This window comes from Streptomyces sp. NPDC028907 (assembly GCF_055564995.1).
This window is the reverse complement of sequence record NZ_JBVHVE010000001.1, coordinates 415,608-428,652: the sequence shown is the minus strand read 5'-3', so window position 1 is coordinate 428,652 and position 13,045 is coordinate 415,608. Positions and strand designations below refer to the sequence as shown.

The 13,045-nt window shown below is 70.1% G+C and carries 11 protein-coding genes; 5 read left to right on the top strand and 6 right to left on the bottom strand.

Annotated elements, in window-relative coordinates:
• Window positions 1-90: 90 nt before the first annotated feature.
• The 3 genes from ACZ4UU_RS01960 to ACZ4UU_RS01950 all read right to left on the bottom strand — a co-directional run bounded on the left by ACZ4UU_RS01960 (window position 91) and on the right by ACZ4UU_RS01950 (window position 3,146).
• Window positions 91-930 carry a DsbA family protein gene (locus ACZ4UU_RS01960; protein WP_468036397.1) on the bottom strand — a complete coding sequence of 280 codons (840 nt, stop codon included), beginning with the start codon at window positions 928-930 and terminating at the stop codon, window positions 91-93.
• Between the two features lie 108 nt (window positions 931-1,038).
• Window positions 1,039-1,731 carry a hypothetical protein gene (locus tag ACZ4UU_RS01955; protein ID WP_468035965.1) on the bottom strand — a complete coding sequence of 231 codons (693 nt, stop codon included), beginning with the start codon at window positions 1,729-1,731 and terminating at the stop codon, window positions 1,039-1,041.
• Window positions 1,732-1,820: 89 nt separating this feature from the next.
• Window positions 1,821-3,146 carry a DUF2252 domain-containing protein gene (locus ACZ4UU_RS01950; RefSeq protein ID WP_468035964.1) on the bottom strand — a complete coding sequence of 442 codons (1,326 nt, stop codon included), beginning with the start codon at window positions 3,144-3,146 and terminating at the stop codon, window positions 1,821-1,823.
• Window positions 3,147-3,351: 205 nt separating this feature from the next.
• Between ACZ4UU_RS01950 and dnaE the strand changes: the two genes are divergently transcribed.
• Entirely contained in the window at window positions 3,352-6,891 is a 3,540-nt protein-coding gene (dnaE, locus tag ACZ4UU_RS01945) for a DNA polymerase III subunit alpha (protein WP_468035963.1), read from the top strand.
• 87 nt (window positions 6,892-6,978) lie between these two features.
• On the opposite strand, the gene ACZ4UU_RS01940 is transcribed toward dnaE, so the two are convergent.
• A complete protein-coding gene (locus tag ACZ4UU_RS01940; protein ID WP_468035962.1) occupies window positions 6,979-7,143 on the bottom strand; it encodes a hypothetical protein in 165 nt (54 codons plus the stop codon).
• Between the two features lie 244 nt (window positions 7,144-7,387).
• Here ACZ4UU_RS01940 and ACZ4UU_RS01935 point away from each other — a divergent pair, with 244 nt between their 5' ends.
• The 4 genes from ACZ4UU_RS01935 to ACZ4UU_RS01920 all read left to right on the top strand — a co-directional run bounded on the left by ACZ4UU_RS01935 (window position 7,388) and on the right by ACZ4UU_RS01920 (window position 11,519).
• Window positions 7,388-8,605, top strand: coding sequence for an NYN domain-containing protein (locus ACZ4UU_RS01935; RefSeq protein ID WP_468035961.1), 1,218 nt, complete (start codon window positions 7,388-7,390; stop codon window positions 8,603-8,605).
• A gap of 221 nt (window positions 8,606-8,826) precedes the next feature.
• Window positions 8,827-9,801 carry an ABC transporter ATP-binding protein gene (locus ACZ4UU_RS01930; protein ID WP_468036396.1) on the top strand — a complete coding sequence of 325 codons (975 nt, stop codon included), beginning with the start codon at window positions 8,827-8,829 and terminating at the stop codon, window positions 9,799-9,801.
• Between the two features lie 112 nt (window positions 9,802-9,913).
• Window positions 9,914-10,738, top strand: a complete 825-nt coding sequence (locus ACZ4UU_RS01925; RefSeq protein ID WP_468035960.1) for an ABC transporter permease — start codon at window positions 9,914-9,916, stop codon at window positions 10,736-10,738.
• Between the two features lie 34 nt (window positions 10,739-10,772).
• Entirely contained in the window at window positions 10,773-11,519 is a 747-nt protein-coding gene (locus ACZ4UU_RS01920) for an AAA family ATPase (RefSeq protein ID WP_468035959.1), read from the top strand.
• Window positions 11,520-11,776: 257 nt separating this feature from the next.
• Here ACZ4UU_RS01920 and ybaK read toward each other — a convergent pair whose 3' ends face one another.
• Window positions 11,777-12,286 (bottom strand): Cys-tRNA(Pro) deacylase, encoded by a 510-nt coding sequence (gene ybaK / locus ACZ4UU_RS01915; protein ID WP_468035958.1) that lies wholly within the window; start codon window positions 12,284-12,286, stop codon window positions 11,777-11,779.
• 10 nt (window positions 12,287-12,296) lie between these two features.
• Entirely contained in the window at window positions 12,297-13,034 is a 738-nt protein-coding gene (locus ACZ4UU_RS01910) for an LON peptidase substrate-binding domain-containing protein (protein WP_468035957.1), read from the bottom strand.
• Window positions 13,035-13,045: the final 11 nt, after the last annotated feature.

Here is a 13,045-nt window from a genome sequence, read left to right as displayed (position 1 = left end):
GTTCGCCCGCTCTTCGCGCGAAGGCTGCCTTCCGGGGCCTCCGGCTGTCTTGTGGCGGCCCTACGGCCTAGGGCTGCCGTACGGTCGGCGTCAGCCCTTGAGGGCCGCGTCCACCGCCTTGGTGAACTCGTCCGCCGTCCAACCCGTGTTGGGATTGGAGGTCTCGAGCTTCTTGCCGTCCATGACGAAGCTCGGGGTGCCCGTCACGCCGTCCTTGTTGGTGTCGAAGGTCTTCGACATGGCCAGCGCCCAGGCGTCGTACGTGCCCTTCTTCACCGCGTTCTGGAACTTGGTGTTGTTCTTCAGGGCGGGGACGGAGTTCCCGATCTCGATCAGGTAGTCGTCGTCCTTGAACTTGTCGTCGGACTCCACCGGGTGGTACTTCGCCGAGTACAGCGCGGTCTTGTACTCGAGGAACGCCTCCGGGCTCACGTTCAGCGCGGCACCCATGGCGCTCATCGCGTTCTTGGAGCCCTCGCCGCGGGCTCCGATCTCGTCGTCCTTCATCTGGTCGCCGTCGAGGAACGTGCCGCCGACGAACTGGACCTTGTACTTGCCGGCCTCGACGTCCTTGTCGACGACAGAGCCCGCGGCCTGCTCGAACGAGGCACAGACGGGGCAGCGCGGGTCCTCGTAGATCTTGAGGGTCTTCTTGGCGCTGTCCTTGCCGATGACGACGGTCGTGCCGTTGGTGCCGGAGGTGTTGGCCGGCGCGACGACCTTGGCGTCCGTCATCGACTCCCAGTGGCTGGGCTTGTTGGCCTGGACGACCGCGTAGCCGATGCCACCGGCCGCCGCCAGGACGCCGACGACCGAGCAGGCGACGATGACCTGCCGCCTGACCTTGGCCCGCTTGGCCTCGCGCTCACGCTCGGCGCGCAGCCGCTCCCGGGCCGCCGACTTCGCCGACTGGCTGTTCCGCTTGCTCATCTTGGTGATCTCCATGGGGACACGCACACCTGTGTGTGCGGGATACGTATCGGGAGGTGGTGGTGCTCGAAATGCCGTGCGCGTGTGACCGGTGACGTTGCGGACGGTTCACACGAGGGCGGGTGAGCACGGAGGGCCACGCCGTCCCAGGGAGTGCGCGAGGAGGAGGCTGCGGGCGGCGGCCGTACGGCGGGCGGGCCGCGGCAGCCGACGGGCCGGTGCGGTCCGGCGGACCGTCACCGCGGCGACCGCCAGCAGCAGTGGGCGGAACGTCGTCGCGGCCACGGCCCGCACCAGCTGTTCCAGCGCCCGCTCGCCGCGTCGCAGCCAGGCGGCGGCGACGAGGCCGACCCCGATGTGCGCGCCGAGCAGCAGCCAGGCGGTGGCCGGGTCGGCGTGGGCGAGGAGACCGCCGAGCTTGTCGGGGTCGGTGCCGGTGACCTGGGCCAGCGGGGTGCCGACCCGGGTGCCGTCGCCGCACAGCACGTCCCAGCCGACCGAGGCCAGCGGTCCGGCGACCGGTCCACCCGCCTTGCCGTAACAGACGTGCTGGCCGGTGGTGAGGATCGTGTCGGCGGCCAGTTCCAGCGGGATCAGCAGGGCGGCGATCCGCCCGAAGCTCCGCTCGCGGCCGGCCAGGGCGTACGCCAGGACGAACACGGCGGCCGCGAGCAGGGCCACCGTGTTCAACGGCAGGGGTGCCCGCGACAGCAGCACGTGCGACGCGGTGCTGAGCGTCACGACGAGTGACGTGAACAGCGCCGCGCGTACGGCTCGCAGCTGGGTCCCGGATATGTCCATAGCGGAGGAGAGTGTGTCACGTGGTCCTGTAAGAGACCCCTAAAGGATGCCTGTGAGCGGTCGGGGAACGCCGGTGAGCGACCTTTCCGTCACAGACCCGGAATCCGGCCGTTGCGGAAAAGGTCCACGAAGATCTGGTGGTCGCCGCGCGCGCGTGCGCCGTAGTCGTGGGCGAAGGAGACCAGGAGCTCCGCGAAGCCGTCCTCGTCGGCCGCGATGGCAGCGTCGATGGCCCGCTCGGTGGAGAAGGGCACCAGGGACTCGCCGGAGGTGTCGTCCGCCGCCGCGTGCATCGTGGCCGTGGCCCGGCCGAGGTCGGCGACGACCGCCGCGATCTCCTCCGGCTCGTCGATGTCGCCCCAGTCCAGGTCCACCGCGTACGGCGAGACCTCGGCGACCAGCTGGCCCGCGCCGTCGAGCTCGGTCCAGCCGAGCCACGGGTCGGCGTTGGCCTGGAGGGCGCGCTGGGAGATCACCGTGCGGTGGCCCTCGTGCTGGAAGTAGTCGTGCAGCGCTTGGTCCGTGATGTGCCGGGAGACGGCCGGGGTCTGGGCCTGCTTGATGTAGATCACCACGTCGTTCTCGAGGGCGTCGGTGTGGCCTTCCAGCAGGATGTTGTACGACGGCAGCCCGGCCGAGCCGATGCCGATGCCGCGGCGGCCGACCACGTCCTTCACCCGGTACGAGTCCGGGCGGGCCAGCGAGGCGTCCGGCAGTGTCTCCAGGTAGCCGTCGAAGGCGGCGAGCACCTTGTAGCGCGTGGCCGCGTCCAGCTCGATGGAGCCGCCGCCCGCGGCGAAGCGGCGCTCGAAGTCGCGGATCTCGGTCATCGACTCCAGCAGCCCGAAGCGGGTCAGCGCGCGGGCGTCGCGCAGCGCGTCCAGCAGCGGTCCCTGGGCGGTGTCCAGCGTGAACGGCGGCACCTCGTCGCTCTTGGCGCCGGTCGCGAGCGCGTGCACGCGCTCGCGGTAGGCGGCCGCGTAGATGCGCACCAGCTCGGTGATCTGCTCGTCGCCGAGGGCCTTCGCGTACCCGATGAGGGCGATGGAGGCGGCGAAGCGCTTGAGGTCCCAGGTGAAGGGGCCGACGTAGGCCTCGTCGAAGTCGTTGACGTTGAAGATCAGCCGTCCGTTGGCGTCCATGTACGTGCCGAAGTTCTCCGCGTGCAGGTCGCCGTGGATCCACACGCGCGAGGTGCGCTCGTCCAGGAACGGGCCGCCCCGCTTCTCGGCTTCGAGATCGTGGTAGAAGAGGCACGCCGTACCGCGGTAGAACGCGAAGGCCGAGGCCGCCATCTTCCGGAACTTCACGCGGAACGCGGCCGGGTCGGCGGCCAGGAGCTCGCCGAAGGCGGTCTCGAAGACGGCGAGGATCTCGTCGCCGCGCTGCTCGTCGTTGAGCTGGGGGACCGACATCGCTGGGTGCCTCCTGGTTGGTGCATGTGTACGACAGCGTTTCTGTCGTCTCCAACGGACGGGCCCACGGGAAAGTGCCCGCGGTCCTCGCTGTGAAGGTACGCGGGGGAGCCCCGCGAGTGTCAGTCCCGAGGCATAGACTTCGACGCTGTCCCCGGAAGTGTCCGTCCGCCTGTCACCGAGTGTTTTCCATGGAGGCCAAGCCGTGTCAAAGCCGCCGTTCACGCACCTGCACGTCCACACCCAGTACTCGCTGCTGGACGGTGCCGCGCGGCTGAAGGACATGTTCAACGCCTGCAACGAGATGGGCATGACGCACATCGCCATGTCCGACCACGGCAACCTCCACGGGGCGTACGACTTCTTCCACACCGCGAAGAAGGCCGGGGTCACCCCGATCATCGGGATCGAGGCGTACGTCGCCCCCGAGTCCCGGCGCAACAAGCGCAAGATCCAGTGGGGCCAGCCGCACCAGAAGCGCGACGACGTCTCCGGTTCGGGTGGTTACACCCACAAGACGATGTGGGCCGTGAACAAGACGGGCCTGCACAACATCTTCCGGCTGTCCTCCGACGCGTACGCCGAGGGCTGGCTCCAGAAGTGGCCCCGGATGGACAAGGAGACGATCTCCCAGTGGTCCGAGGGGATCGTCGCCTCCACCGGCTGCCCCTCCGGCGAGGTCCAGACCCGGCTGCGGCTGGGACAGGAGGAGGAGGCCCTGAAGGCCGCCGCCGACTACCAGGACATCTTCGGCAAGGACCGCTACTTCCTGGAGCTGATGGACCACGGCATCGACATCGAGCACCGGGTCCGCGACGGCCTGCTGGAGATCGGCCGGAAGCTCGGCATCCCCCCGCTGGTCACCAACGACTCGCACTACACGTACGCGCACGAGGCGACCGCCCACGACGCCCTGCTCTGCATCCAGACCGGCAAGAACCTCTCCGACCCGGACCGCTTCAAGTTCGACGGCACCGGCTACTACCTGAAGTCCACGGACGAGATGTACGCCATCGACTCCTCCGACGCCTGGCAGGAGGGCTGCGCCAACACCCTCCTGGTCGCCGAGATGGTCGACACCGAGGGCATGTTCGAGGCCAAGAACCTCATGCCGAAGTTCGACATCCCCGAGGGCTACACCGAGGTCACCTGGTTCAAGGAGGAGGTCCGCCGCGGCATGGAGCGCCGCTTCCCCGGCGGCATCCCCGAGGACCGCCAGAAGCAGGCCGAGTACGAGATGGACGTCATCATCTCGATGGGCTTCCCCGGCTACTTCCTCGTCGTCGCCGACTTCATCATGTGGGCCAAGAACAACGGCATCGCGGTCGGCCCCGGCCGAGGCTCCGCGGCCGGCTCGATCGTCGCCTACGCCATGGGCATCACCGACCTCGACCCCATCCCGCACGGCCTGATCTTCGAGCGGTTCCTCAACCCCGAGCGCATCTCGATGCCCGATGTCGACATCGACTTCGACGAGCGCCGGCGCGTCGAGGTGATCAGGTACGTGACGGAGAAGTACGGCGCCGACAAGGTCGCCATGATCGGCACCTACGGCAAGATCAAGGCGAAGAACGCGATCAAGGACTCCGCGCGCGTGCTGGGCTACCCGTACGCCATGGGCGACCGCCTCACCAAGGCCATGCCCGCCGACGTCCTCGGCAAGGGCATCGACCTCAACGGCATCACCGACCCCTCCCACCCCCGCTACAGCGAGGCGGGCGAGATCCGGTCGATGTACGAGAACGAGCCGGACGTGAAGAAGGTCATCGACACCGCGAAGGGCGTCGAGGGCCTGGTCCGGCAGATGGGCGTGCACGCCGCCGGCGTGATCATGTCCAGCGAGACCATCACCGAGCACGTACCCGTCTGGGTCCGGCACACCGACGGCGTGACCATCACACAGTGGGACTACCCGAGCTGCGAGTCGCTCGGCCTGCTGAAGATGGACTTCCTCGGCCTGCGCAACCTGACGATCATGGACGACGCCGTCAAGATGGTGAAGTCCAACAAGGGCATCGACCTGGAGCTGCTGAGCCTCCCGCTGGACGACCCGACGACCTTCGAACTGCTGCAGCGCGGCGAGACCCTGGGCGTCTTCCAGTTCGACGGCGGCCCCATGCGCTCGCTGCTGCGCCTGATGAAGCCCGACAACTTCGAAGACATCTCCGCCGTCTCCGCGCTCTACCGTCCCGGCCCGATGGGCATGGACTCGCACACCAACTACGCGCTGCGCAAGAACAAGCTCCAGGAGATCACCCCCATCCACAAGGAGCTCGAAGAGCCCCTCAGGGAGGTCCTGGACGTCACCTACGGCCTGATCGTCTACCAGGAGCAGGTGCAGAAGGCCGCCCAGATCATCGCCGGCTACTCGCTCGGCGAGGCCGACATCCTCCGCCGGGTGATGGGCAAGAAGAAGCCCGAGGAACTGGCGAAGAACTTCGTCCTCTTCCAGGACGGCGCCCGTAAGAAGGGCTACAGCGACGAGGCCATCCAGGCCCTGTGGGACGTGCTGGTCCCGTTCGCCGGCTACGCCTTCAACAAGGCGCACTCGGCCGCGTACGGCCTGGTCTCGTACTGGACCGCCTACCTCAAGGCGAACCACCCCGCCGAGTACATGGCCGCGCTGCTGACGTCCGTCAAGGACGACAAGGACAAGTCCGCGGTCTACCTCAACGAGTGCCGCCGCATGGGCATCAAGGTGCTCCCGCCGAACGTCAACGAGTCGGTGCACAACTTCGCCGCCCAGGGCGACGACGTGATCCTCTTCGGCCTCGAAGCGGTCCGCAACGTCGGCACCAACGTGGTCGAGTCGATCATCAAGAGCCGCAAGGCCAAGGGCAAGTACGCCTCCTTCCCCGACTACCTCGACAAGGTCGACGCGACCGCGTGCAACAAGCGCACCACGGAGTCGCTGATCAAGGCGGGCGCGTTCGACACCCTGGGGCACACCCGCAAGGGCCTCACCGCGCACTTCGAGCCGATGATCGACAACGTGGTCGCGGTCAAGCGCAAGGAGGCCGAGGGCCAGTTCGACCTCTTCGGCGGCATGGGCGAGGAGGAGAGCGACGAGCCCGGCTTCGGACTCGACGTCGTCTTCACCGACGAGGAGTGGGACAAGACCTATCTGCTCGCCCAGGAGCGGGAGATGCTCGGTCTGTACGTCTCCGACCACCCGCTCTTCGGTCTGGAGCACGTGCTGTCCGACAAGGCCGACGCGGGCATCGCCCAGCTGACGGGCGGCGAGCACGCCGACGGGGCCGTGGTGACCATCGGCGGCATCATCTCGGGCCTCCAGCGCAAGATGACCAAGCAGGGCAACGCCTGGGCCATCGCCACCGTCGAGGACCTCGCCGGCTCCATCGAGTGCATGTTCTTCCCGGCGACGTACCAGCTCGTCTCGACCCAACTCGTCGAGGACGCGGTCGTGTTCGTCAAGGGCCGACTCGACAAGCGCGAGGACGTGCCGCGGCTGGTCGCGATGGAGCTCCAGGTCCCCGACCTGTCCAACGCGGGCACCAACGCGCCCGTGATCCTCACCATTCCGGCCACCAGGGTCACCCCGCCGATGATCAACCGCCTCGGCGAGATCCTCACCCACCACAAGGGCGACAGCGAGGTCCGCATCAAGCTCCAGGGACCGACCAAGACCACGGTGCTCCGGCTGGACCGGCACCGGGTGAAGCCCGATCCGGCGCTGTTCGGTGACCTGAAGGTGCTGCTCGGACCGTCCTGTCTCGCCGGCTGAACACGCTGTACGCGCGAGAGGGGCGCTCCCCGCACGGGGTGCGCCCCTCTTCATGTGCCTGGGTCTCAACAACCCGTTATGCAGATGTCAGTTGTGACCGAAGCGCTTCTGCCGCCCCTTGCGGGCCATGTCGCCGGGGGTCACCTGCGCGATGCGCTGCTCGGTCTGCGTCTCCATCGACGGCTGCTGGGCCTGCTGCTGACCACGCTCGGACTGCGGCTGCTTACGGTCCTGCTTCTTGTTCTTGGCCATGGTGATGCCTCCTGTGGGGATCTAGGGGCCAGGGCCGGGACCAGATTCACATAGGCTTATAAAGAACGCATTTCGGATAATTACCGTGTGTAACAGCGGTTGTCGGGGCGTGAGGCATGGCGCGTCAAGGAGGCGATGCCCCGAAACGCCACGCCGAAGATCGAGTTCGCCCCGTTAACCCCCGCGCGGTCGGGCAGACTCGAAGGAAGCCCAAAGCAAACCTCCCGGGAAGAGGGTGAGACGCGTGGACCGCTGCATCGTCCTGGTGGACGCCGGGTATCTGCTGGGGGCCGCCGCGAGCCTCCTCGCCGGGGAACCCTCCCGGTCCCGGATCACCGTCGACCACGCCGCCCTCATCCAGGGGTTGCGCGAACGCGCGGAGTCCGACACCCAACAGCCCCTGCTGCGCATCTACTGGTTCGACGGCGCCCCCGACCGTGTGCCCCAACCCGAGCACCGCAGGCTGCGCGTGATGCCCCGGGTCACCGTCCGGCTCGGCGCCCTGACCCGCAGCGACGGCCGCTGGGCGCAGAAGGGCGTGGACGCGGCGATGCACGCCGAACTGACCGAACTGGCCCGCAACCGCGCCTGTTCCGACGTCGTGCTGGTGACCGGCGACGGCGATCTGCTGCCGGGCATGATGGCCGCCAAGGAGCACGGGGTCGCCGTACACCTGTGGGCCGTCCAGGCCGCCGACGGCGACTACAACCAGTCCGAGGACCTGGTCGCCGAGGCCGACGAGCGGCGCGTCCTGGACCGGACGTGGATCACCAAGGCCGTCCGCGCCAAGGAGCTCACCGGGGTGTGCGCGCCGCCGCCCGCGCCCCGGCCCGAGATCGCCGCGATCCTCTCCGCGCCGCTGCCCGACTCCGCGCTCGGCGGGCGGGCCGAGCGGACCGCCGAGGAGAGCGAGCACGCCCCGGCCGCCGCCTCGGAGAACGGCACGCAGGAGCGGGTGCCCGCCCCCAAGGGCGTGCCCACGCCGAAGGACCTCGCCGCCCTGCGCGCACCCGGTGTGCCGCCCGCCCAGCCTCCGGCGAGCGCGACGCTGCGCTGGTCCTCCGACAAGGGGTGGGTCGACCGGCCCGGCGTCGCGGCCGAGTCGCCCGACGTCGCCTCGATGCCGACCCTCGCGCAGCTGACCACGGCGGAGCAGCGCTGGGCCGACCGCGAGGAGGACATCACCACGGTCGGCGGCGACCCGTACGAGGTGGGGCAGGTCTTCGCCCGCCGCTGGATGGCCCGGCTCGGGGAGCAGGGGCATCTGCAGAAGCTGTCCGGGATGTATCCGCGGATCCCGCACCGGATCGACGGGGAACTGCTCAGGTACGCGGCCCGCTTCGGGCTGCTCGCGCACAAGGACGACCAGATCGACGAGCACGACCGGTACGCGATCCGGGCCGGGTTCTGGCGGGAGATCGACGTACGGACGGCCGCGGAGCACGCGCCCGCCGGGGAGTGAGCCGGACGGGTGACGGCGAGTCCGGCACCGCCGGGCCCCGCGCCCGCCGTCGACGTTGAGCGTCGTTGCGGCTGATTTGTGGGGCCCGGTGGATTTCGGGCGGCGAGCTGGCGGTTTGTGGCGACTGGCCGACCCGAGGGCGGATCAGGGTTGTCGACCCCTTAGGCTCGTCCCTTGTGAGTACGCGCGCGGCACAGGCACTTCGGCACAGCGGCGATGTCGTGTGCGCGGTGCGCGGGCTGACCAAGACCTACCCGGCGGTCCGGGGGCGGCGCGGCTCGCCCGGCACGCCCGAGGTGCGGGCCACCGACGACGTACGGCTGGACATCCGGCGCGGCGAGATCTTCGGACTGCTCGGCCCGAACGGCGCCGGCAAGACCACCCTCGTCCGCCAGCTCACCGGGCTGATGCGCCCCGATCGCGGCAGCGTGGAGATCCTCGGCCACGACATCGTGCGGCACCCCGAGCGGGCCGCGCGGATCCTCGCCTACCTCGGCCAGGAGTCCACCGCTCTCGACGAACTGACCGTCTCGCTGGCCGCCGAGACCACCGGGCGGCTGCGCGGCCTGGACGTACGGCAGGCGCGGGCCGAACGGGACGCCGTACTCGACGAGCTGGGCCTCGGACCGCTCGCCGGTCGGCCGATCAAGAAGCTCTCCGGTGGTCAGCGCCGGCTGGCCTGCTTCGCCGCCGCACTGGTCGGGGAGCGGCCGCTGCTCGTGCTGGACGAGCCGACCACCGCGATGGACCCGGTGGCCCGGCGGGCCGTGTGGTCGGCCGTGGACCGGCGACGGGCCGAGCGTGCGACGACCGTGCTGCTCGTCACCCACAACGTCATCGAGGCCGAGACCGTGCTCGACCGGGTCGCGGTGCTCGACCAGGGCCGCGTCATCGCCTGCGACACCCCGTCCGGGCTCAAGGAACGGGTCGCGGGCGAGGTCCGGGTCGAGCTGTTGTGGCGGGACCGGGCGCCCCTGGAGGTGCCCGAGGTAGCCGCGCTCCAGGACCGGGTCGTGGAGTCCGGGCGGCGCTGGACGCTGCGGCTCGCCCCGGAGGAGGCCCGAGCGGTCGTCGCCACCGTCACCGGCGGGGCCGCGTTCGCCGCGCTGGACGACTTCACGCTGGCCACGCCGAGCCTGGAGGACGTCTATCTGGCGCTGGGCGGGGACGCACAGCAGGGGCTGGTGAAGGCTTGAGCACGCAGACTGTCGTTTCCGTATCCGTCTTCGTACACGTGCGGAATGGGGCCACCGGACGGAACAGGGGCACCTCCCCGGTGGACCCCCGTGTGAAAGGGAGCAGCGCCACGTGAGTGTCGTACCCGCCGAGGTTCTGCCGGGCAGCGCCCTGGCCGTGGACGAGACGGCCCGCCCGGCCGCGGCCGAGCTCGGGCCGCGGGCGCGGCTGTGGCCGTCGCTGTGCGCCGTGTACCGGGCGCAGCTCTCCCGTGCCCGGGTCGCGCGCATCCCGCTGCTCTTCGTGGCGACCTTCCAGTCGATCGGGATCATGATCCTGATGCGCGGGGTCGTGGACGGCGGCGCCGAGGCCCAGGCCGTGGTCGCCGGGTCGTCCGTGCTCGTCGTGGCCTTCGTCGCGCTGAACCTGCTCGCCCAGTACTTCGGGCAGCTGCGGGCCAGCGGCGGGCTCGACCACTACGCCACACTGCCCGTGCCGCCCGCCGCGGTGGTGCTGGGGGCGGCGGGGGCGTACGCCTCCTTCACCGTGCCGGGCACCGTGGTCACGGCCGTCTTCGGGTGTGTGCTGTTCGGGCTGCCGGTGGCGCATCTGTGGGTGCTCGTCGCCGTGATCCCGCTGGCCGGCGCCGCGCTCGCCGGACTCGGTGCCGCACTCGGGCTGCTCGCGCCGCGGCCCGAACTGGCGACACTGCTCGGGCAGTTGGGGATGTCCGCGGCTCTGCTGCTGGGCGTGCTGCCGGCCGACCGGATGCCCGAGGTGGTGCGGTTCACTCGGGATCTGCTGCCCTCGACGTACGGCGTGGAGGCCTTCGCGCGGACCTTCGGGCCGCACCCCGACTGGGCCTTCGTGCTCGGGGACCTGGCCGTGTGCGGGGTGGTCGGCGTCGTCTCGCTGGCCATCGCCACCTGGGCGTACCGCCGGGCGGCCGTCCGGTGAAGCGCCGCACAGGGCGGCCTGGCACGATGGCAGGGTGACCGCTCCGCTGACTCCTCCGCCGCATCCGCGTGACCAGTCCCCGCAGCAGGGCTGGCAGCCGCCCGCTGCCGCCGCCGGGCAGGCTCACGGACCTCATGGGTCTCATGGGCCTCATGGGGCTGGTGCTCATGGCTCTTACGGGTCCCATGACGCGTACGGCATATCCGGCTCGTACGGACAGGACGGCCCTGGGATGAAGACCGAGGTGCGGGAGGCCGCCGTGGTCGCGGTGGTGCTGGGGGTCTTCGGGGCGTTGCTCGGGGTGCTGTGGTGGTGGCTGGCGCCGAGCGTGCCGCTGGTCGGCGACGTCGTCGACGAGAGCTGGGTCGTCTACTTCAAGGATTCCGAGGGGGAGCAGGCTGTCGGGGTGGACGGAACGTTCACTCTGCTCGCGCTCGCGTTTGGGCTGGTGAGTGCGGTTGCGGTCTTTCTGTGGCGGCGGCGTGGGGGTGTGCCGTTGGTGGTGGGGCTCGCTGTCGGGGGGTTCGTCGGGGCGTTGCTGGCCTGGCGGGTCGGGGTGTGGCTCGGGCCTACGGGGGATGTGATCGCCCATGCCAAGGAGGTGGGCAAGGGGGTCGCGTTCTCGGCGCCGTTGAAGTTGGGGGCCAAGGGGGCGTTGTTGGCGTGGCCGTTGGGGGCGTTGCTGGTGCACCTCGGGCTGACGGCGTTGTTCGGGCCTCGGGACGCCGATCCATATCAGCTGCAGCCTCCGGCGGGGCAGCAGGGGCCGTACGGGGCCTAGTCGACCAGGGTTTTCTCGCCCCCGCCGCCCCTACCCGTCCCATCCCCAGGGGCGCCTGCCCCTTCGACCCCGGACCCTGGGGGCCTGCGGCCCCCAGACCCCCGCGGCGGCGCGGCGGACGGGCTGGAAAGCCTTTGTCCCCTACGCCGGACGGCGACCGTGGTTCGAGCGGCCCTTCTTGATACGCCACCTTCGTTTCCGCGTCTTCTTCGACATGTCCCTCGTACTTAACCGAGGATGCGAGGCGCGTCGAGGGGTCACGCACGTCCGATGGGGGCGAGGGTCGCGTTCGTGAGCTTGGTCAGGTCGTCGGGGGAGAGTTCGACCTCCAGGCCCCGGCGACCGGCCGAGACGCAGATCGTGGGGTGGGCCGTGGCCGAGGTGTCCAGCACCGTGGGGAGTTTCTTGCGCTGGCCCAGAGGGGAGATGCCGCCGCGGACGTAGCCCGTGGTGCGTTCCGCCAGGCTCGGGTCGGCCATCGCGGCGCGCTTGCCATGGACCGCCGAGGCGAGGGCTTTGAGGTCTAGCTGGCCGGCGACGGGGACCACGGCCACGGTCAGGGCGCCGTCCACGTCCGCCACGAGGGTCTTGAAGACGCGGTCGGGGGAGACGCCCATCGCCTCGGCGGCCTCCTCGCCGTAGGACGGGTGGGCGGGGTCGTGGTCGTAGGCGTGGACCGTGTACTCGACGCCCGCAGCCGTGAGGGCGACCGTCGCCGGGGTGCCGCCTGCCGATTGCTGCTGGTTCTTCTTCGACTTCTTCGCCATGTCGTTCCGCTCAGTTGAGACTCGTCGGGCCGCGCGTCAGGTCCGACGCCGGGAGCGAGGGCAGCGTACGGATGATCGAGGTCTCGGCGCGCAGGAGTTTCAGCTCGTCGCGCAGGCGGGACGCGGTGTCGGGGGCCTGGAGGAGGCGTTGCTTCGTCGGGGTGTCCAGCATCATCGCCGCCGCCACCAGGTAGGAGACGACCGAGGGCTGGTCCGGGAGGTCGGCGGTCGTGGACAGGGAGCGTTCGCGGGCGCCCGCCAGGCGCTTCTGGTACTGGCGGAAGGCCCGCAGCACCCCCTCCGCCAGCGCCCCGGCCTCGTCGCCCGGCTCCTCCGGGAGCTCCTCCAGCTCCGCCGTCAGGAACGGGCCCGAGGCGTCCACCGAGAGCAGGCGTACGCGCGTCGTACCCGTCGCCAGCACCTCGAAGGTGCCGTCGGCCCGCTCCCGGATCGTCGCGGCGTCCGCCACACAGCCCACCCCGTGGAAGGCCTTGACCGGGTCCGGGCCGAAGCCCGCCGCGGGGCCGCGCTCGGGGACGGAGGTGGGGTCCGGCATGCCGGGGGCGCTCTGGGCGACCTCGTGGCCGTCGCGGATCGCCACGACGGCGAAACGGCGCGGTTCCTCCTCGGCGGTCTTCTGGAGGTCGCGCATCATGGCGCGGTAGCGCTCCTCGAAGACGTTCAGCGGCAGCACGAGTCCCGGGAACAGCACCGAGTTCAGGGGAAACAGCGGAAGGCGGACGGTCACGGCGCCAAAGC